General features: G+C 65.1%; 13 protein-coding genes. 9 read left to right on the top strand and 4 right to left on the bottom strand.

The features are described from left to right. The first annotated feature begins 98 nt into the window (after positions 1-98). From PV766_RS18330 to PV766_RS18320, 3 genes are all read left to right on the top strand, one after another. On the top strand, positions 99-2,162 hold the full coding sequence (locus PV766_RS18330; RefSeq protein ID WP_421097575.1) for a hydantoinase/oxoprolinase family protein: 2,064 nt from the start codon (positions 99-101) through the stop codon (positions 2,160-2,162). Beyond that, on the top strand, positions 2,159-4,120 hold the full coding sequence (locus PV766_RS18325) for a hydantoinase B/oxoprolinase family protein (protein ID WP_064063682.1): 1,962 nt from the start codon (positions 2,159-2,161) through the stop codon (positions 4,118-4,120). The genes PV766_RS18330 and PV766_RS18325 overlap by 4 nt, the downstream gene beginning before the upstream one ends. 330 nt (positions 4,121-4,450) lie before the next feature. Next, positions 4,451-5,944 (top strand): amino acid permease, encoded by a 1,494-nt coding sequence (locus tag PV766_RS18320; RefSeq protein ID WP_421097625.1) that lies wholly within the window; start codon positions 4,451-4,453, stop codon positions 5,942-5,944. A gap of 133 nt (positions 5,945-6,077) precedes the next feature. Here the strand turns inward: PV766_RS18320 and PV766_RS18315 are convergent, their stop codons facing one another. Both PV766_RS18315 and PV766_RS18310 read right to left on the bottom strand, forming a co-directional pair. Next, positions 6,078-8,420: an arylsulfatase gene (locus tag PV766_RS18315; RefSeq protein WP_421097574.1), complete on the bottom strand. Its 2,343-nt coding sequence runs from the start codon at positions 8,418-8,420 to the stop codon at positions 6,078-6,080. A 54-nt stretch (positions 8,421-8,474) separates the two neighbouring features. Next, positions 8,475-9,971 carry an MFS transporter gene (locus PV766_RS18310; protein ID WP_064063685.1) on the bottom strand — a complete coding sequence of 499 codons (1,497 nt, stop codon included), beginning with the start codon at positions 9,969-9,971 and terminating at the stop codon, positions 8,475-8,477. Between the two features lie 311 nt (positions 9,972-10,282). On the opposite strand from PV766_RS18310, the gene PV766_RS18305 reads away from it, so the two are divergent. Both PV766_RS18305 and tauD read left to right on the top strand, forming a co-directional pair. After that, positions 10,283-10,993 (top strand): TetR/AcrR family transcriptional regulator, encoded by a 711-nt coding sequence (locus PV766_RS18305; RefSeq protein ID WP_421097573.1) that lies wholly within the window; start codon positions 10,283-10,285, stop codon positions 10,991-10,993. Positions 10,994-11,027: 34 nt separating this feature from the next. Continuing rightward, positions 11,028-11,879 (top strand): taurine dioxygenase, encoded by an 852-nt coding sequence (gene tauD / locus PV766_RS18300; RefSeq protein WP_371053974.1) that lies wholly within the window; start codon positions 11,028-11,030, stop codon positions 11,877-11,879. Positions 11,880-11,952: 73 nt separating this feature from the next. On the opposite strand, the gene PV766_RS18295 is transcribed toward tauD, so the two are convergent. Further along, positions 11,953-12,858, bottom strand: a complete 906-nt coding sequence (locus PV766_RS18295) for a formylglycine-generating enzyme family protein (protein ID WP_421097624.1) — start codon at positions 12,856-12,858, stop codon at positions 11,953-11,955. A 338-nt stretch (positions 12,859-13,196) separates the two neighbouring features. Between PV766_RS18295 and PV766_RS18290 the strand changes: the two genes are divergently transcribed. From PV766_RS18290 to PV766_RS18275, 4 genes are all read left to right on the top strand, one after another. Next, a complete protein-coding gene (locus PV766_RS18290; protein WP_421097572.1) occupies positions 13,197-15,815 on the top strand; it encodes an AMP-binding protein in 2,619 nt (872 codons plus the stop codon). Positions 15,816-15,975: 160 nt separating this feature from the next. Further along, entirely contained in the window at positions 15,976-17,016 is a 1,041-nt protein-coding gene (locus tag PV766_RS18285) for an iron ABC transporter substrate-binding protein (protein WP_064063689.1), read from the top strand. Between the two features lie 83 nt (positions 17,017-17,099). Beyond that, a complete protein-coding gene (locus PV766_RS18280; protein ID WP_421097623.1) occupies positions 17,100-18,602 on the top strand; it encodes an ABC transporter permease in 1,503 nt (500 codons plus the stop codon). Beyond that, on the top strand, positions 18,599-19,696 hold the full coding sequence (locus PV766_RS18275; protein ID WP_064063691.1) for an ABC transporter ATP-binding protein: 1,098 nt from the start codon (positions 18,599-18,601) through the stop codon (positions 19,694-19,696). Before PV766_RS18280 ends, PV766_RS18275 begins: the two co-directional genes overlap by 4 nt. 45 nt (positions 19,697-19,741) lie before the next feature. On the opposite strand, the gene PV766_RS18270 is transcribed toward PV766_RS18275, so the two are convergent. Further along, complete coding sequence (locus PV766_RS18270) at positions 19,742-20,641, bottom strand: alpha/beta fold hydrolase (RefSeq protein ID WP_064063692.1); 900 nt, start codon at positions 20,639-20,641, stop codon at positions 19,742-19,744. Between the last annotated feature and the right edge of the window lie 313 nt (positions 20,642-20,954).

Here is a 20,954-nt window from a genome sequence, read left to right as displayed (position 1 = left end):
ACTGTGAAAATCTCCAATGAATCGGGGAGCTCGATTCACTTCTTCCAATTGATGGGTTGTCGACCAGGTCGAATACTGGGTCCACCCCAACCAGGAGTATGACGATGATCACATCTCGCAATCCTTACCTGCGCGTCGCCGTGGACGTCGGCGGCACTTTCACGGACGTGTGCATCTTCGACGAGAAAGCATCGACCACACGGATCGCGAAGGTCCCTTCCACCCCGGACGATCCCATGCGTGCCGTCGTCGACGGTGTGCGTGCCGCGGGCGTCGACCTGAGCGAGGTGACCCTGTTCTCGCACGGCACCACCGTTGCCACCAACGCGCTCATCACCCGCAACTTCCCGCCGGCCGCCCTCGTCACCACCCGCGGATTCCGCGACGTACTCGAAATCCGCGACGGCACCAAGGACGAGCTGTGGGACACGTACGTCGATGTCGGCCCCCCTTACATCCGCCGCCGTGACCGTTACGAAGTCACCGAACGCATCGACTACGCCGGCGAGGTCGTCACCCCACTCGACGAAGCAGAAGTCCGCGAGATCGCCCGCATCCTGCGCCGCAAGGACATCAAGACCGTGGCGGTGTGCCTGATCAACAGCTACGTCAACAGTGATCACGAACAGCGCGTACGAGCCCTGCTCGAAGCCGAACTGCCCGACGTCACCGTCTCGACCTCCAGCGAGATCCTCCCCGAGATCTTCGAATACGACCGCGCCTCGACCACCGTCGCCAACGCCGTGCTCGCCCCGCTGGTCAGCGGATACGTCAACCGTTTGGAAGCGCAGCTGCGCACCGACGGATACGAGGGTGATCTGCTGCTGCTCCACTCGGGCGGCGGTTCCATGACCCCTGCGATGGTGGAGAAGTATCCGGTTCGGCTCGCAGCCTCGGGTATCGCCGCCGGCGCGATCGCCGTGGCCGACATCGCGACGCGCTGCGGGTACCCCAACGCGATCGGCCTGGACATGGGTGGCACCAGTACCGACATCTCCCTCGTCTACGACGGCGAGGTCCGCACCACCAAACAGTGGCAGGTCGAGTACGGCTTCCCCATCTCCTTCCCCAGCATCGAGGTGCTCACGATCGGTGCCGGTGGTGGATCGTTGGCCTGGCTCGACGAAGCGGGTTCGTTGCGCAACGGCCCGCAGTCCGCCGGCGCCTCCCCCGGCCCGGCCTGCTATCTGCGCGGCGGCACCGAACCGACCAACACCGACGCCAACGTGCTGCTCGGCCGACTGGGCACCGCCCTCATCGGCGGTGGACTCAGCCTCGACGTGGCGGCAGCGGAGAACGCGATCAAACAGACCGTGGCAGGACCGCTCGGTCTCGACGCGGACACCGCGGCGAGCAACATCATCCAGGTCGCCAATGCGAACATGGCAGATGCCGTGCGGCTGTTGTCGATTCGTCGAGGATACGATCCCCGCGACTTCGTTCTCGTCGTCTGCGGCGGCGCAGGCGCCCTGCACGGCGCGGCCCTCGCGAAGGAACTGTCCATTCCGACCGTCGTGGTGCCGCCGCACCCGGGCATCATCTCGGCGCAAGGGTGCCTGCTCGTCGACATCCGGCACGATCTGTCGGCGATGTTCCAGGGCCGCGTGGACGACATCGACACGACAGCGCTCGAACGCGAGTTCCTGCGCCTCGAACAGGAAGGCACGCAACGACTGCGCCACGAGGGCGTCGCACCCGAACGCATGGTTCTCGACCGTCACATCAGCATGCGCTACGCCGGTCAGTGGCGATCGCTGACCGTCGCCGCCGGCAACGGTCCCGGCTTCCTCGACGAGGCCGTCGAACGATTCCACGAGGAACACGAACGGGACTACTCGTTCCGGCGCGACGACACCCCGGTGGAGATCTACCAGATCGGCCTGCGCGCAGTGGGCACCACACCGAAGCCGAAGTTCCCGCATGCCGGCGAGCCCACCACGGCCGAACCGGTAGCGGTGGAACGGCGCAGCGTCTATTTCGACGAAGCACAGCGCCGGCTCGACACGCCCGTCTTCGACCGTGACACGCTCGGGTTCGGTACGCGCATTCCGGGCCCCGCCGTGATCACCCAGCTCGACTCCACCACCGTTGTCCCACCCGGGACCACCGCCACCATCGACGAGTGGGCGAACATCCGCATCGACATCCAGGAGTCCCGATGACCACCCCGTCCACCACCCTCGATCCGGTCACCTTCGAGGTCCTCAAGAACGCGTTCGCCACCTCGGTCGATCTGATGTCCGAGCAGATCCTGCGCACCTGCTACTCGTTCGTCATCTATTCGCGGGACTTCTCCTCCGCGCTCTGCGACGCCGAGGGCAACACCGTCATGCAGGGCAGCCAGGACATCGCCGTTCACGTCGGCACGCTCCACTTCCAGTGCAAGGCCGTACTGGACGAATTCGGCTCCGACATCAACCCCGGCGACATCTTCATGGTCAACGACCCCTATCGCGGCGGCACCCACCTCAACGACGTCAGCTTCATCCGGCCCATCTTCGCGGACGATGTCCTCATCGCCTTCGCTCAGAACAAAGGGCACTGGGCCGATATCGGCGGCAGTGTGCCGGGATCCTTCGACGTCACTGCCACCGAACACTTCGGTGAAGGTCTGCGGATCACCCCGGTGCGGGTGTGGCACGAGGGCCGGTTCCTCGCCGACGTCGCGAAGCTCCTCGTCGCGAACACGCGGTCGCCGGAGATCAGCATGGGCGATCTGCACGCCCAGGCCGAGGCGACGGGGATATGCGAACGCGAGATCCTTCGCCTTGTGGACAAATACGGTCGCGGCACCGTCACCGAGGCCATGCATGAGGTCCAGAACTACGTCGAACGCATCGTCCGCAGCCGGGTCGCCGATCTCCCCGACGGCACCTGGACCACCGAGGACTACCTCGACTCCGATCCCGCGCGTCCCGAGGGCCTCGTCCCGATCCGGGTCACCATGACCATCGAGGGAGATCAACTCAGCTACGACCTGACGGGTAGCGCACCTGCCGTCGCGAGCTTCCTCAACAGCGGTTACGGCACCGCATTCTCCGGAATCATGGCGGGCACCAAGTCGTTCTTCCCCGATGTCCCGTTGAATTCGGGACTGTACAACGCGATTCACACCGAACTCGGGCCCGAGGGCACCGTCGTCAACGCAGGCTGGCCGCATGCGGTGACCGGGTTCTGTTCCGGCCCCTACGAGAAGATCATGAACGCGATCTTCGAACTGTGGTCGAAAGTCGTGCCCTCCCGGGGCATCGCCTGTTCGTTCAACCTCGAGTACCTCCTCGTCGGTGGGCGCGACGCCCGAACCGAGGAGCGCCCCTTCTTCATGTGGTACGACTGGATGGCCGGCGGCTGGGGTGGCCGAAACTCGAAGGACGGATCGAGCGCCACCGCACCGGTGTTCGGCATCGGTCTTGCCGTCCAGCCGTGCGAAGGACAAGAACGCCTCACCCCCGTGCTCACCACCGAGCACGCCATCATCACCGACTCCGGCGGACCGGGCGAGTACCGCGGCGGATGCGGCCTGTCCAAGGGCGGTGTCCTCACCGACAGCGACAACAGCGTGATGTCCTACTGCTGCGACCGCTCCCGCTCGGTCACCTGGGGAATCGAAGGGGGCCTACCGTCCATTCCCCATGGGGTCTGGCTCAACCGGGGCACACCCGAGGAACGCTTCCTCGGATCCGTGTTCTCGAACGTTCCTGTGCAGTCCGGTGATTCGTTCGACAGGCCGTCGGCCGGCGGAGGCGGATACGGGGATCCCCTGCGACGGGATCCGGAGTCCGTGCTCGAAGACGTGATCGACGGATACGTCTCCCTCGAGCGCGCCGCCCTCGACTACGGCGTCGTCGTCGTGCCGGTGGACCCCGAGATCGACCGTTACGAACTCGACCGGGACGCCACCGAACGAACCCGCACGGCGATCCGCCGGTCGCGCGAGGGTTGGCTGGACGAAGAACCCGAGTCCGTCGCCGCACGCTACCGCAGCGGTGAGTTGTCCATGCTCGACCTCGTACGGCGTTACGGCGTGATCGTCGACTGGGGAACCGGTGAGCTGCTGCCCACCACCACCACACAGTTCCGCGACCTGCTCCGAACTCGTTCTGTCGCGCACTGGTCCTGACGAGGACGGGGCGGACCGGTGATCCGGCCCGCCCCGTCCCGAGTCCGGACAGGCGCAGATGCGGCGATGTCTCCGGACGAGGCGTGGCGCATCGGGCGAGCAATCGCCCCTACGGCCAGGCGACATCGATCGGTTGTACAGCATGGACATGTCGCAGATCACATCGTGTTCGTAGTGTTCTCCCAATCGAACGTGAGCGCTGCCGGCACACCGGAACCGGTAACCCGATTGCGCCGTACACCAGGCTTCGAAGGGAGTGCCGTGCACACCGATTCATCGGCCGATAGGTCCGATACCCTCGGTCACGCTTTGAAGAGACGTCATCTCACCATGTTGTCGATGGGCGGGGTGATCGGGGCGGGATTCTTCGTCGGCATCAGCGCCATCATCGGCCAAGCGGGCCCCGGGGCCATCCTCACCTGCCTGATCTGTGGACTCATCGTCTTCCTGGTCATGCGGATGCTCGGTGAGATGGCCGTCGCCAAGCCGTGCACCGGGTCGTTCACCGAATACGCCCGCGACGCCATGGGCAATTGGGCGGGCTTCGCAACGGGCTGGCTGTTCTGGTACTTCTGGGTGGTCGTTGTCGGGATCGAGGCGGTGGTCGGAGCCACCTTGCTCGGTCGCTGGTTCCCCGGCGTTCCGTTGTGGCTGATGGCGGCCGGCCTACTGTTGCTGATGACCGTGGTGAACCTGTTGTCGGTCGGCAACTTCGGTGAGGCGGAGTACTGGTTCGCCGGGATCAAGGTCGCGGTCATCATCGCGTTTCTCGTCCTGGCCGGCCTCTACGTGTCGGGTGTCTGGCCGGGAGCCGATCCGTCCTTCGAGAATCTGACTGCCCACGGCGGTTTCCTGCCGAACGGTTTCACTCCTGTCCTCGTCGGTGTCGTCGCCGTCATCTTCTCGATGACGGGAGCAGAGCTGGTGACGATCGCCGCAGCCGAATCGAAGGAACCTGCCGCGGCGATCCGCCGCGCTACCAGCACGGTGGTGTTCCGGATCCTGGCGTTCTTCGTCGGCGCCACATTCTTGCTCGTCACCATGCTGCCGTGGGACAGCTACGTCGTCGGAGAATCCCCGTTCGTCTCCGCCCTCGATGTACTGGGTGTCCCCGGCGCAGCCGAAATACTCAACTTCGTCGTTCTCGTCGCCGTGCTCTCCTGCTTGAACTCCGGGCTCTACACGGCCTCGCGAATGTTGTTCGTACTCGGCGCCCACGGTGACGCTCCTGCCTGGATGACATCCGTCAATTCCCGCGGCGTGCCACTGAAGGGGGTGCTGTCGTGCACCTTCATCGGTTATATATGTATCGCTGCCGCCTACCTCTGGCCCGAGACGATCTTCCTGTATCTGGTCACCTCGTCGGGCGCGATCTGCCTGTTCGTCTACATCCTGATCTGCCTGTCCGAGCTGGTATTACGCCGCCGGTGGGAACGCACATCTCCGGAGATCCTGCAGTTCCGGGTGTGGCTCTATCCCGTCCTGCCCATCGTGGTCACCGTCGCCATCGCTGCGATCCTCGTGGGAATGTGGTTTACCGGTGCCCGTCCGGAACTGGTGCAGTCGCTGATCGCGTTCGCCGTGATCATCGCTGCATATCATCTCAAGACCAGGTACCGGCGTCGACGGGATTCTGCACGAGATCCCTCACCCGGAGAAGCCTCCTGGGCCCGCGCGATGCATGTCGCCCCGACGCTCCGAGACCCGCGAACACACCCCATCAGGGCCCGATTCGAAGCCGATTCCGGAGAAGAATCTTCCGGCCCTGATCGTGAATCCTCGGAGTACGAGCTCGACATGCCACCGAACAACATCGTGAAGTGACTCGCCGGCAACCCATTTCCGAAACAGGTCGGTCATCCCGCACAGACACATTCGAACCACCCGGGCAGCGCGGCCCGGGAAGTCCCTCGACGGACTTCCCGGGCCGCGGTCGACAGCGATCATCGACCTCCGGTCAGTGGGTTGCCAGCGCTATCCGCCGCTGCTCGTCCACCGGGACTCCCCCACCCGAACCGAAGTCGATTCTGACGTGATGCACAGTGCCGGAGAATGCGAAACGGTCTCGGCGAGCGATCTCCTCGGCCACCGGGCTACCGCGATCGATACCGATATCGAGCTGTTCGTTCATCGAGAAGATCGCCCGCGCAGTGCGTTCGACGCGCCCATCGGCAACGGCGACACCGTCGACCAGCAGTGTCACTCGGCCACCCTTACCGATGCCTCCACCGTCGTACTCGAAATGCACCGACACCTCGCGCACGTCTTCCGAGAGTGCCGGTCCTCGAACAAAAGTGTGCTCTTTTCCGTTGAAGTTGTAGCAGAACACCGGCCGCGACTCGAGCACATAGAACCCGAATCCGCCGAAACGCCCCCCGATACCGACCAGCATTCCTTCGCACGATGACCCCCGAGTGTCGATCCGGGCGGTCAGCGAGAAGGAACGGTTGAAGAACGAGGGTGCAGCCTTCTCGACCAGTCCCTGCATGTGCGGATACAGCGTCACGGTGCGTCGGCCCGCGAACGGGTGCGGCGGCCGGGAGCTCGGATCCGATCCTCGGCCGACGGTGCGGTCGTCGAGCGGAAGCACCCGATATCGGGCGGCTTCGGTGAGAAAGAGCTGTTTCAAGCGCTCGAGGGCGTCCGGATGTTCGTCCGCCAGATCGCGGGCCTGGGACCAATCGGTGGTGGTGTCGTACAACTCCCAGCGGTCCTCGTCGAGGCCGGACAGTTCGAGACCGTAGGTCGCCATGTGCCAGGGCGCGCGGTGTGCCGTCACCGCCGTCCACCCCTCGTGATAGATACCTCTGTTACCGAAGATCTCGAAGTACTGGGTGACGTGACGTTCCTCGGCCGCCGGGTCGTCGAACGTGTAGTTCATCGCGACACCTTCCATGGGCATCTGGGCGACACCGTCGACCGTGTGCGGCGCCGGAACGCCCGCCGCCTCGAGGATGGTCGGGGTGATATCGACGCAATGGTGCCATTGATGGCGCAGGCCACCTGTGGCGGCAATGCCGGCAGGCCAGTGCACGATCAGCCCGTTACGGGTGCCGCCGTAATGTGAAGCGACCTGCTTGGCCCACTGATAGGGGGTGTCGAGTGCAAGAGCCCACGAAGCCGGGTAATGCGGGTAGCTGGTGGGTGTGCCGAGTTCGTCGAACCGGTCGAGCACGTCCCGCGTAGTGCTCCGGTAGCCGTTCAATTCCGCCAGATAGTTGAACGAACCTTCCAGGCCTCCTTCCGCGGAGGCTCCGTTGTCGCCGAGCATGTACAGGATGAGCGTGTTGTCCAGCGCCCCGGTCTCCTGCAGTCGGTCGACGAGGCGGCCGACCTGATCATCGGTATGTTCGAGGAAGGCCGCGTACAGTTCCATCAAGCGCGCAGACGCCTTCTTCGCGTCGTCGTCCAGTGAGTCCCAGTGGGGAAGTCCCGGGGCCCACGGCGCGAGGACGGTGTCCTCGGGCACGACACCCAGGCGCTTCTGACGTTCCAGGGTGATCTCACGTTGCCGGTCCCAGCCGTGATCGAACTCGTGCCGGTACTTGTCGAGATATTCGTCCGGTACCTGCAGCGGTGCATGACAGGCACCGAACGGCAGATAACAGAACCAGGGCTTGTTCTCGTCGACGGCGTTCACACCCTCGATCCAGGCCAGAGCGCGATCCACCAGATCTTCGGAGAGGTGGTAACCCTCTTCCGGTGTTCTCGGCGGTGCGACCACCGTGAAGTCCTCGTACAACACCGGGTTGAACTGATCCGATTCGGCGCCGAGGAATCCGTAGAACTTGTCGAATCCCTCACGGCAAGGCCATCTGTCGAACGGTCCGGCCGGAGTCATCTCCCAGGTCGGAGTCTGGTGCATCTTGCCGAACGCTCCCGTGGTGTACCCGTTTCCCTGCAGGATGCGCGCCACGGTGGCAGCCGAGGCGGGACGTGTTCCGTTGTATCCGGGTGCCGCGCCCGCCATCTCGGAGATGACGCCCATTCCGACCGAGTGGTGGTTACGCCCGGTCAGGGTCGCGGCGCGGGTCGGTGAGCACAACGCGGTGGTGTGGAATCGGGTGTACTTCAAGCCGTCTTCGGCGAGCCGTTCGGCGGTCGGCGTGCGGCAGGGGCCACCGAACGCGGACGCTGCGCCGAATCCGACGTCGTCGATCATCACGAGAAGCACGTTCGGTGCGCCTGCGGGAGGACGGACGGGTTCGTCCCGGCGGAACGGGCGGGTTTGACTGCGGTAGTCGACGGCGGCCGAAGGCTGAGGGCTCGAAGTCACGATCGGCAAGGCATGGCGATCCATCGAGATGCTCCTGACTGGACGTGGTGGGTGCGGGGCAGAGGGCGTCGACGGGGGTCAGACGTGTTCGCGGGGGGCCGTCGATGTCGCGGGCGCGGGCGCGGGCGTGGCAAGTCCACCCTGAGCAGGTGCACGTCCGTGTTTCATCACCAGCGCGATGACGATGCCCACCGCGCCGACCACAGCAGCAGCACCGAATCCCTGCACGAAAGCCGAGTCGGCATAGAGCACGGCCTTACCGCCGGGGCGTGCACCGGCCACATGGTTCGCCATGATCACACCGGTGACCGTCACGGCGACCGCCGATGTCAGCTGCATACCCACTCCGGCGATCGTGGTGCCCACCCCGCTCTGCTCGGCCGGCAACGAGTCCTGAACCAGGTTCGCGTTGGAGGAGTGCAGGAAACCGACCGCGAATCCGGCTGCCGCGCTGATGGTGATCGCTTCGGCCAGAGTCTGGGGAAGACGGGATCCGAGGAACATCACGAAGATGAACAGGGCGGCAGCGACGATCAGCACCTGTCGCGGGCCGAACTTCTTCGCGCAGAACCCGCCGAGGGGTCCGGCGACCATCGCGCCGATGCCCAGCGCACAGGTCCACAGCGCGTAGGCCGTGGCACTCAGCCCCGCCCCGTACGAGATGCCCGGGACACCACCCGGCGTCTGCAACAGGATCGGCATCATGAACGCGTGTGCGTTCATCATGTAGCCGACACACGCCACGGCGAGAACGGTGGGACCGAACCGGCGCCCGAACAGGATGGCGAAATCGATGAGGGGATGCTCGGTGGTGCGCTGTCGCACGACGAACAGTGCCAACATCACCGAACCGATCACCAGTAGCGCCACTGTCCGGCCGGTCGACCATCCCCACGCCGACCCCTTGGTGATGCCGAGCAGCAACACACCGACACCCGGACCGAGAAGCAGGGTCCCGAGATAGTCGACGGGCCGGTCGGCGCGCACGGGGCTCTCCGGAACCACCAGGGCGTACAGCGGGATCAACGCGGCCACGTAGACGGCGAGGAACCAGAACACCGATCGGAATCCGAAACCGTCGATCAGCCACCCCGCGATGAACGGTCCGGCCACCGCCGACATGCCGATGCCCGTGGCCACGACACCGAGCGCGATCGGAACGAACTCGCGCGGCATGATGTCGCGCACGAGACTGTAGGACAGCGCGACGATACCGACCAGGGCTCCCTGGGCCGCTCGGCCGACCAACATCATCTCGAAGGAGGTCGACGCGGCGCTGATGACGCTGCCCACGATGAACACGACGGCGAGAAAGAGAATGACACGCTTCTTGCCGAGTTTGTCCGAGGCCTTACCGATCATCGGCATCAGTGTGGCGCCGGCGAGGGTGACGATGGACATCGTCCATGCCACGTTCAACGTGTTGAAGGACGACGCGATATGGGGCAGAGCCGGATACACCATGAGGATCTCGAAGGTGGCGATCTCCGAGAACAGGATGATGACGGCGAGCAGGGCGAACAACCGTCGTTTCGAGGTGCCGGTCGTGGGGGGTGTCGGAACGCGCACAGGCATGATCCTTAGATCGAGTCGGCAGGGCCGAGGAGGGTGGAATTGGTCGCGGGGCGCCGGCGGCTCGGGGGCGGCGCGACATGCAGACGTCGGCTCGTTCCACGGAGCTCGACCCGACGTGACGCTAATCACGAAAGTTCGCCTCACCGTCCTTCGGTCCCGCTGAGTGAGACCTGTGATGCACCCCGGCGAGCCGAGCCGCCGCGACAGATCATGGCCGACCCGACACAGCACGAAAAAAGGTTTCCTGCAGTGATTTCCCCGATTTAAGACAGTGTCTTGACGTGGCGGGTGTGTCGACATAACGTGTTCGCATGTCGCCATCGGCCGATTCCCGCCAGTCGCTCCTCGAAGCTGCCGAACGCCTGTACGCCGTACACGGCATCGAGGGAGTGTCCATGCGCGACATCGCCACGACTGCAGGGCACCGGAACAACTCTGCCGTGCAGTATCACTTCGGAAGCCGAGAAGGGTTGCTGCGAGAAATCTTTCGGTTCCGAATGACCACCATCAACGCGGTTCGCCGGCAGCATCTCGACGACATCGACCGTGCCGGTCTGGGCAACGACGTACGCGCCCTGGTCGAAGCGGAACTGCGCCCGCTGACCGAGTTCCTCGCCTCCACACCCGAAGGCAGCCACTATGCCCGCTTCATCGCACGTGTATCACCGAGCGTCGACTTCGCCGCCCCCGATTTCGCCGGCCTCCGGGACGCCAACTCGGAGATCATCGGCCGCCTCATCCGCGCTCTGACGCATCTCCCGGCCCGTGTCGCCACGACACGCATCGATCTGATGTTCAACATGGCGGTGTCGGCACTCGCTCTGTACGAGCAGCGTCGCGCCGAATTCATACCCGTGCGAGCAGACTTCGACGAGACCGTCGATCACCTGATCGACATGACCGTCGCCGCCCTGCTCGCAGACGCCACCCACCGGCATCCCGGACACAACGCAACCGGTGATCGCCCGAACCCACCCGACAGGAGCTCCGGTGTCCCCCACGATTTCCTCACGCACAGTTGAAATAGGCTCGCACAAAATCGAATTCGGACCACGCCTGCTACGTCGCACGGCGGGGGAGCACGAGACCGCTCCGTACACGACGGTGCAGGTGGAACCTGTCACCCCGTACATCGGTGCGGTGGTGTCCGGAATAGATCTGCGCAGCCCGGAAACCGAACAGATCGACGAGTTGCGCAGAGCCCTGCTGGAGTGGAAGGTGCTGTTCTTCCGGAATCAGCACATCACCGCAGAACAGCACCGCGATTTCGCTCGCCACTGGGGAGAACTCGAGGTGCATCCGCTGCTTCCCCAGGGGGAGGTTCCGGAAGTGGTGCATTTCGAACGCAGCCAGGACAATCCGGGTACGGAGAACATCTGGCATGTGGATGTCACCTGGCAGAAACGACCTCCGCTCGGCTCCGTTCTGCGGGCGCTGGAAGTTCCGCCGGCCGGTGGCGACACGCTGTGGGCGGACATGGGAAATGCCTACGACTGTCTCCCGGACGAGATCAAAGAACGGATCGACGGACTCGAAGCAGTACACGATTTCGTTCCGTCGTTCGGCCGCAGCATGACTCCGGAGCGACTCGAACAGATGAAGGAACAATACCCTCCGGTACGGCACCCCATCGTACGGACGCACCCCGAGACCGGACGTAAGACCCTGTTCGTCAACAGTCTGTTCACCACCCACATTCCCGACATCGATCCGGTCGAAGGCGACCGACTGCTCCAGCAGTTGTTCGATCAGGCCAAGGTTCCCGACTTCCAGTGCCGGTTCCGCTGGGCACCCGACTCGATTGCCTTCTGGGACAACCGAGCCACCCAACACTACGCCGCCAGCGACTATTTCCCTCACCGACGAGTCATGGAACGAGTCTCGATCGAAGGCGACATCCCGTTCTGAGCCCTCTCGGCCGGTGCCGCGGAGCCGTGAAGCTCCCGGCACGGGCCGACGGCAGTGCACGGCGACCAGAGCATCATGGACGGATGGCGCAACGGAATCCGATGTGACACGTGGACGTCTCCACACTTTCTCCCTGACGCGCAGCCGGGCGATAGCGCAAGCAGTAGTTGGGCGCACACAGATGCGATCCACCCTTGATGACCCGGCGAGGATAACGCTCGTCCCCATCCGACGTCGTTACGCGCGGATTCGACGGAATACAACACGCACGTGCCGATTCGAGGTCACGGCCATCCGCACCGTGGCGCGCGAAGAAGAAGTCCTCGGTCCACTCCCAGACGTTGCCGGCCATGTCCGAGAGCCCGTAACCATTGGGTCCGTACGCTCCCACCGGGGAGGTGCCCACAAATCCGTCCTCCGCGGTGTTCTCCCACGGGAAACGTCCCTGCCACGTGTTCGCACGATAGCGGCCGCGAGGCGTGAATTCGTCCCCCCAGACGAAACGGGCCCGGTCCAGACCGCCCCGCGCCGCATACTCCCACTCCGCCTCCGAGGGCAGTTCTTTACCCGCCCACTGTGCATAGGTCCGGGCGTCGAAGTACGACACATGCGTCACGGGATGACGTTCGCGCCCGACCAGGTCGCTGCCAGGCCCCTCCGGGTGGCGCCATGAGGCTCCGGGTGTCCACGTCCACCACCTGTGATAGTCATCGAGCGGCACCGGCCCGGACGGGGCGGTGAACACCAGCGAACCCGGCACGAGCAAATGCGGATCGGCGTCGGGATAGTCCTCGGCCCGAGGTGATGTTTCCGCGGTCGTCACGTATCCGGTTGCCTTCACGAACCGTCGGAACTCAGCGACGGTCACCGGATGGGTGTCGATGAAGAATCCGTCGACACGCACCTGATGGACCGGCCGCTCCTCGGGATAGAACTCCTCCGAGCCCATCCAGAACGTGCCGCCGGAGATCCAGGTCATGTTCTTCGGGGGGATACGCACCGACGTCGGAGACCTCATATCGGAAGCTTGTCATCCTGGCATATCTTGCTCGGAGGTCGTCCCACTGGCCGGATAGCCGACCGACCCGGCACCGGCCGGACGATCAGCGCGTCAAGGCTGTGTCGGCCACCGCGTCGAAGGTCCGCACGTGGCGGTGAACGCTGGTGGATTGTCCCGGCTCGCGCCACCTGTCATCTCGGATGACCGCCACGTCCAGGAGAACGGTGTCCCTGGCCGTGACCAGGAGAGACGTTCACCGTGGAGAACTTCCCCCACTACCCTCGGCTGTTAGGTTCGGCATACCTTAGACTTTTTCGGTGTTCAGCTCCCCCATACTCGACGAGCGTCCCGGCGTGCGCTTCGTACGTCGGCTGCAAGACTTCGGCGACACCCCTGCCTTGATCACGTCGGAGCGGACGGTCACCTACAGCGAACTGGCCGCGCAGGTCCGGCACGAAACGTCCCGGCTCGGCGAGACCCGCCGCCTGGTGCTGCTCGCAGGTGCCAACGAGATCGACGTGATCATCGTCTACCTCGCGGCTCTGCTCGCCGGACATCCGGTGTTGCTGGCGCCGGGCGACAACCCCGTCGCTCTCGAAGGTCTGATCGACGCGTACCGACCCGACGTGGTGGTGCGCAGCATCGACGGGACCGTGGCTGTCGAGGAACGGGGTGACGGTTCCTCACATGTGCTGCACCCCGACCTGGCGCTGCTGTTGAGCACCTCCGGCTCGACCGGTTCCCCGAAACTCGTCCGCCTGTCGCATCGCAACGTGCAGTCCAATGCCGAGTCGATCGCGGACTACCTCGGCATCCGCGGAACCGACCGTGCGGTGACGACATTGCCGATGCATTACTGCTACGGCTTGTCGGTGATCCACAGCCATCTGCTGCGCGGCGCTGCAGTGGTGCTCACGACCCGCTCGGTCACCGATCCGGCGTTCTGGGAGCTGTTCCGGGCACACGGGGGCACCAGCTTCGCCGGCGTGCCTTATACCTTCGATCTGCTCGACCGGTTCGGATTCGACGAACTGGATCTGCCCGACCTGCGCTACATCACGCAGGCCGGCGGGCGACTGTCACCGGATCGTGTCCGCGCCTATGCGCAACTGGGTCGTGAGCGGGGCTGGGACTTCTTCGTCATGTACGGACAGACGGAGGCAACCGCACGGATGGCGTACCTGCCTCCGGAACTCGCCACCGACCATCCGCAGTCGATCGGACGGGCTGTACCCGGGGGCTCCTTCCGCCTCGAGGCGGTACCGGATGCTCCGGACGGCACCGGTGAACTGATCTATACGGGGCCGAACGTGATGCTCGGCTACGCGCACACTCCCGAGGATCTGGGTCTCGGGGACATCCTGGAGGGCGAACTACGAACCGGAGACCTTGCGCGGCAGATCGACGGCGGATTGTACGAGGTGGTGGGCCGGCGCAGCCGATTCGTCAAGCTCTTCGGGCTGCGGCTCGACCTGCAACAGATCGAGTCGACTCTCGCACAGGAGGGCCTGACGGCCTGCTGCGTCGGTGGTACGGACGAAATGATCGTGGCGGTCGAAGGCGCGAGCGATGTCGACGCGGTCCGGTCCGCGAGCGCACGGGCCTGCGGTCTTCCCGTCGCCGCGGTGCGGGTGTGCCTCGTCGACGAACTTCCACGGACCAGCACGGGCAAACCCGACCTTCGGGCGGTGGCCGGGCTGGTCCACGACGCAGCACCCGTTCCGGTGACGACAACGACCACCGTCGTGGACACGGACGCCCTGCGGGCCCTGTATGCCGAGGTGTTGCGCAGTACGCAGGTCACCGACGACAGCTCGTTCGTGAGCCTCGGCGGCGATTCCCTGTCCTATGTGCAGATGTCCCTCCGACTCGAGCGGATGCTCGGCTGTCTTCCCGAGAACTGGCACACCACCGCGATCAAGGATTTCGTACCCGCACCCCGACGACGATGGTGGCGGACGGTCGAGACCAACGTGCTGCTCCGCGCCGTCGCGATCGTGCTCATCGTGGGATCACACATTCGGCTGTTCGGGGCGCTCGGCGGCGCGCATGTGCTCCTCGGGGTCGCCGGCTACAACTTCGCCCGCTTCCATCTCGCCACTCCCCGGACCGAACGGGTACGCCATGTCCTGGGCAGCGTGGCCCGAATCGCCGTCCCCAGCATGCTGTGGCTCGCTGCCGTGATCGCACTGACCGGCGACTATCTCGTGACCAGCGCCTTCTTGCTCAACGGCATTCTCGGACCCGACGGGTGGACGCCGGAATGGCGGTACTGGTTCATCGAAGCGATCGTCTACATCCTGCTCGTCGTCATCGCGGTGTTGTCCATCCCGCTCGTCGATCGCATCGAGCGCAAACACTCGTTCTGGTTCGCCATCGGATTGGTGGGCGTGGGTCTGCTCCCCCGCTACGGCATCGTCGAGCTCGGCGACGGCAACAATCTCATCCTGAGCGCCTCGATGGTCTTCTGGCTGTTCGCCCTGGGTTGGGCCGCCGCCACGGCGACGACCGTCTGGCACCGCGCGGGCGTCACCGCGGTGATCGCAGCCACTGTGCCCGGATACTTCTCCGGCGACCTCCAGCGAGAGCTCCTCGTCATAGGTGGGCTGTGCCTGCTCGTGTGGCTCGACTCCGTTCCCTGCCCACCTGCACTGAGCAGGATCGCAGGGGTGCTGGCAAGCGCATCTCTCTACATCTACCTGACGCACTTCCAGGTGTACCTACCGTTGCGAGAAGACCGTCCTTGGCTGGCCTTCGCTCTGTCGATCCTCGTCGGCATTCTCTTCTGGCAAGGAGTGACAGCCGTCCTCTCCCTGCGCCGACGGCTCGGCATCCCGCGATCGAGAGACGACCGGGATCCGATCGTCTCCACCGATAGTTCGTCTCGCACCTCCGCAACCGAGGCACACACAGCCGCCGGCAGCCGGTCGCAGTAAGGCTCGGACTCCGGGAGCGCTACCAGCGAGAGCAGGTGCTACCGAGTCGATCCGGATCGCGAATCCGGTTCCGATTATTAGGCTTGCCAATCCTTCGAGTAGCATCGTTTTCCTGACCACGGGTGGGAGATTTCCCGCTGCACAAGAGGACGGACACACTATGAGGATTCGGACCGGACTGATATCGGGAGTGGCTCTGGCCACCGCCGCGGTGCTGACACTGTCGGCGTGCTCGGAGTCCGGTTCGGGTGGCGGAGCCGATTCGGACACCGCCGACCAGATCACCGTGTACAACGCCCAACACGAGTCACTGACCCAGGAATGGGCCGACGCCTTCACCGCCGAGACCGGCATCGAGGTAGAACTACGCAACGGCAACGACACCGAACTCGGCAACCTCCTCGTCGCCGAAGGTGACCAGTCGCCGGCCGACGTCTTCCTCACCGAGAACTCCCCGGCGATGACGCTGGTGGAGAACGCCGGACTCTTCGCCGACGTCGACCAGGACGTCCTCGACCAGGTCCCGAGCCAGTACCGGCCGTCGAGCGGCAAGTGGACCGGCATCGCGGCCCGCTCCACCGTCTTCGCATACAACAAGGACAGCCTGCCCCAGGACCAGCTTCCCGGGTCGCTGCTCGACCTGCAGGACCCTGCCTGGAAGGACCGATGGGCCGCGTCGCCGTCGGGCGCCGACTTCCAGGCCATCATCAGTGCGCTGCTCGAGCTGAAGGGTGAGGACGCCACCCGCCAGTGGCTGGCCGGGATGAAGGAGAATGTGCGCACCTACCAGGGGAACAACACGGTGATGAAGGCCGTCAACGCCGGGGAGATCCCGGGCGGCGTGATCTACCACTACTACTGGTTCGGAGATCAGTCCAGGACCGGTGAGAACAGCAACAACGTCGCGCTGCACTACTTCAAGAACGAGGATCCGGGCGCGTTCGTGAGCGTCTCGGGCGGCGGCGTCCTGAAATCGAGCACCCAGCAGGACGCAGCGCAGCGGTTCCTGAAGTTCGTCACCGGGAAACAAGGCCAGGAGGTTCTGCAGACCGGGACGTCCTTCGAGTACTCGGTCGGCAGCGATGTGCCGGCGAATCCGGAACTGGTGCCGCTCGCCGATCTGCAGGCCCCGAAGGTCGACCCCGCGAAGCTCAACAGCCCGCAGGTCACCGAACTCATGACGGAAGCCGGCCTGCTCTGAAACTCGCACCGATCGGCCGCACGCGGTCGGGCGACGCGGACACTCCCCGTCGCCCGGACGCTCGGCCGCGCCCGCCGCTCCCCCTGGCGGTTGCCGCACTGATCGTGGTGGCCGCGTCACTCATCCCACTCGGCTACATCGTCGTGCAGAGCATCGACACGGGCTGGGATACCGCATCCGCGCTGCTGTTCCGCCCACGCGTCCGCGAACTGCTGACGAACACCGTGCAATTGGTCGTCGTCACGGTGCCCCTCTGCATCGTCGTCGGTGTCCTCGCCGCCTGGCTCGTCGAGCGCACCCGGGTACCGGGAGCGAAGGTGTGGGCGGTGCTCCTCGCGGCACCGCTCGCCGTGCCGGCGTTCGTCAACAGCTATTCGTGGGTGACGCTGATTCCCTCCCTCGGCGGACTGCACGGCGGCGTTCTCATCGCCACCCTCTCCTACTTCCCGCTCGTCTACATTCCGACCGCCGCGACGCTACGTCGGCTCGATCCCGCCGTCGAGGAATCGGCGCGAGCCCTCGGCGTCGGCCCGTGGGCTGTGTTCTTCCGCGTCGTCGTCCCGCAACTGCGCCTTGCCATCGCCGGCGGAGCACTGTTGGTCGCACTGCACCTGCTCGCCGAATACGGCGCGTTCGTCTTCATCCGATTCAACACTTTCACCACGGCGATCTTCGAGCAGTACCAATCGACCTTCAACGGAACCGCAGCGACCATGCTCGCCGGCGTTCTGGTCCTGCTCTGCCTGTCCCTGCTGATCATCGAAGCGGTCGTCCGCGGCAGCGCCCGGTACGCCCGTCTCGGTCCAGGAGCTGCCCGCCGAGCCGTGCCTGCCGAGCTCGGCCCGTGGTACTCACCGATCGCACTGCTGTTCCTCGGGGTTCTGATCGCGTTGTCGGTCGGTGTCCCCGTCGGCAGTGTCCTGCGATGGCTCATCATCGGTGGCGGCGACGTCTGGGAATGGAACGCCATGGCCGCCGCGCTGGCGCAGACCCTCGGGTTCGGCATCGTCGGCGCCGTGGTGACCTGTGTACTCGCGTTCCCTATCGCCTGGATCTCGATCCGCCACCGGGGTCGGTTCAGCCGCATCCTCGAGGGCGGCACCTACATTTCCAGTTCGCTGCCCGGCATCGTCGTGGCACTGGCGTTCGTCACGGTCACCATCCGTTATCTCCCTCCGCTCTATCAGAGCGTGACCGTGGTGATCGCCGCCTACGCGCTACTGTTCCTGCCACGCGCACTGGTCAATCTGCGGGCGGGACTCGCCCAGGCCCCTGTCGGGCTCGAGGAGGCCGCCCAGTCGCTCGGCCTGTCCCCACTCTCGGCGTTCTTCCGGGTGACCTTGCGGCTGGCGGCCCCGGCCATGGCCGCCGGTGGCGCGCTGGTGTTCCTGGGTATCGTCAACGAACTGACCGCCACCTTGCTGCTGGCTCCGACCGGTACCCGCACTCTCTCCATGCAGTTCTGGTCCCTGAGCAGCGAGATCGACTACGCCGGCGCCGCACCGTATGCACTGCTCATGATCGTGCTGTCGCTGCCCATGACCTACCTGCTTTTCTCTCAGTCGAAGAAGGTGGCGGGACTATGACCTACGCCCTCGAAGTGGCCGCACTCGACAAGTCCTTCGGCGCCACGCCGGTCCTGCGGCACGTCGGGTTCTCCGTGAAGGCGGGCTCGACCACGGCGATCGTGGGCCCGTCCGGCTGCGGCAAAACCACCCTGCTCCGCCTGATCGCGGGTTTCGAGAAACCGGATTCCGGCACCATCGCCCTGGCCGGCCGGATCGTCGCAGGCGGTGGTTGGACGCCCGCGCACCGGCGTTCGGTGGGCTACGTCGCCCAGGACGGTGCGCTGTTTCCGCACGCCACCGTGGGAGCGAACGTCGGTTTCGGCCTTCCCCGCCGGGCCCGCACCTCAGCGAAGATCACCGAACTGCTCGAGATGGTCTCCCTCGACGCCTCGTACGCGTCCCGACGACCCGATCAGCTGTCGGGCGGGCAGCAGCAACGAGTGGCCCTCGCGCGGGCACTGGCGCGCGAACCGGAACTGATGCTGCTCGACGAACCGTTCTCCGCGCTGGACGCCGGCCTGCGGGCGAGCACTCGCAGGATCGTCGCCGACGTTCTCGCCAAGGCCGGGATCACCACCATCCTGGTGACCCACGATCAATCCGAGGCGCTGTCCTTCGCCGACCGGGTCGCAGTGATGAATGCAGGTCGGCTCGCCCAGATCGGCACCCCCCGCGAGATCTATTCCGCCCCCATCGACGTCACCACCGCACAGTTCATCGGTGACGCCGTCGTCCTGCCGGCTCGCATCGACGGCGGAACGGCACGCTGCGCGCTCGGCGAGATCCCGGTGTCCGCGAACGGTGTCCACGGACGCGCCCAGGTCATGGTGCGGCCCGAGCAGATCGAGCTCACCCTGGATGGCGCCGATGTGTCCGGGATGGTCGTCGATGTCGAGTATCTCGGATCGGAGATGCTCATCGGTATCCGCCTCGACGCCCCCGACGGCGCAGTCCCCGAACGCGTCACCGTGCGCCGCTTCGGTGTCACCACTCTCGATCCGGGCGACCGCGTCGGCATCCGAGTACTCGGCACCGGCGTGGCATACCCGGTTCGGTCTCTCGAGTCGGCGCCGGTCACCGGAGAATGGCAGCCTCCCGGCCTACAGCCCTGACGACATTCGAGCGCTCCTGTCGGCGACCTCCAGGTCGTACCTGCTTCAAGACCGTGCGGTGACGACGCGGTCGTCGAGAAACTCCTTCAATCCGTCACTGAAAACGTCATTGTCGTCACCAGCGACCATGTGGCCGGCGCCCGTGACATCGATCAGCGTGGCGGTCGGGATCAGGTCGAGCAGTTCCTTCGCACCTTCCTCGCTGACCACATTCGATTGCCGGCCCCGAACAAGCATGGTGGGCACCGTGATCGCCGCCGCAGCCTCTCGAGCGCGTTCGTACCGCATGAGGGAATCGGTTTGACGAGTGGGCTCGTCACCGTGGCGAAGAAACGCCGGATCCCAATGCCAGAACCAGCGGCCGTCGCGCAAGCGCAGGTTCTTGCGCAACCCCTGCGGATTGGACGTGCGAGCACGGTTCGGGGTGTACGCCGCGATCGCTGCGGCAGCCTCGTCCAGGCTGGCGAATCCTTCGAGGCCACTGCGCATGAACGCCGCGATCTCGGCGATGCCCTCGGTTTCGACTTTCGGCGCGATATCGACCAGGACCACCCCGCGAGCGAGGTCGGGATTCTCGCCCTGCCCGATCAACGACGTCATACCGCCCATCGACGCCCCGACCAGTACCGGCTTCTCCCCCAGCTCGCCGATGATCGCCGTCAGATCGGCGACCAGAGCATCGATGCCGTAGTCCCCGTCCGGTGCCCATCGACTGTCCCCGTGGCCACGGGCGTCCACAGCGATGGCAGACCAGCCGTCCGTCGCCAGCCTTCGGCCGGTATTTCGCCAGGAGTGCCGGGTCTGCCCGCCACCGTGCAGCAACAACACCACACCCTTGCGGTCGATACCCGATCCGTTGTCGCTCACAGTGGGTGGGTCCCACCGATCCGCGGCAAGTACGACACCGTGGCCGCGAAATTCACACCGGGTGGCAATCGGATCCATGAGTCCCTCACCAACATTGTCGAGTCGAGTATTCACATCGATGGTGCACTACGCGGTAAACGGCGATTCACCCGCACCGGTCTACTCACCACCGAGCTCCGATCACGTCGTGGAACCATTCTCTCGGCGGCAGCGCCACAACAGAATTCGGACACGGGCTCTCGCCCTGGATGCCACCATCCGCACGGTCGATTCACCGACGACACCGGCGAAGCTCGTCCGCACACGGTAATGACGACTACAAGCGTTGCTCCACTGCATCCTCCGTCGTTCACGAGATCGGGTCACCCCATCCGATCGAAGCGAACAGAGT

Origin of the sequence: Rhodococcus sp. As11 (assembly GCF_048957735.1) — a bacterium.
GTDB lineage: Bacteria > Actinomycetota > Actinomycetes > Mycobacteriales > Mycobacteriaceae > Rhodococcus > Rhodococcus gordoniae.
The sequence above is the reverse complement of the archived record's forward strand: the minus strand, read 5'-3'. Positions and strand labels throughout refer to the sequence as shown.

Coding starts and splice junctions, on each gene's coding strand:
- PV766_RS18295 (WP_421097624.1), bottom strand. CDS start 12,858: ATGACCTGGATCTCCGGCGGCACGTTCTGGATGGGCTCGGAGGAGTTC.
- PV766_RS18285 (WP_064063689.1), top strand. CDS start 15,976: ATGAGGATTCGGACCGGACTGATATCGGGAGTGGCTCTGGCCACCGCC.
- PV766_RS18270 (WP_064063692.1), bottom strand. CDS start 20,641: ATGGATCCGATTGCCACCCGGTGTGAATTTCGCGGCCACGGTGTCGTA.
- PV766_RS18305 (WP_421097573.1), top strand. CDS start 10,283: ATGTCGCCATCGGCCGATTCCCGCCAGTCGCTCCTCGAAGCTGCCGAA.
- PV766_RS18310 (WP_064063685.1), bottom strand. CDS start 9,971: ATGCCTGTGCGCGTTCCGACACCCCCCACGACCGGCACCTCGAAACGA.
- PV766_RS18320 (WP_421097625.1), top strand. CDS start 4,451: ATGTTGTCGATGGGCGGGGTGATCGGGGCGGGATTCTTCGTCGGCATC.
- PV766_RS18315 (WP_421097574.1), bottom strand. CDS start 8,420: ATGGATCGCCATGCCTTGCCGATCGTGACTTCGAGCCCTCAGCCTTCG.
- PV766_RS18325 (WP_064063682.1), top strand. CDS start 2,159: ATGACCACCCCGTCCACCACCCTCGATCCGGTCACCTTCGAGGTCCTC.
- PV766_RS18275 (WP_064063691.1), top strand. CDS start 18,599: ATGACCTACGCCCTCGAAGTGGCCGCACTCGACAAGTCCTTCGGCGCC.
- PV766_RS18330 (WP_421097575.1), top strand. CDS start 99: ATGACGATGATCACATCTCGCAATCCTTACCTGCGCGTCGCCGTGGAC.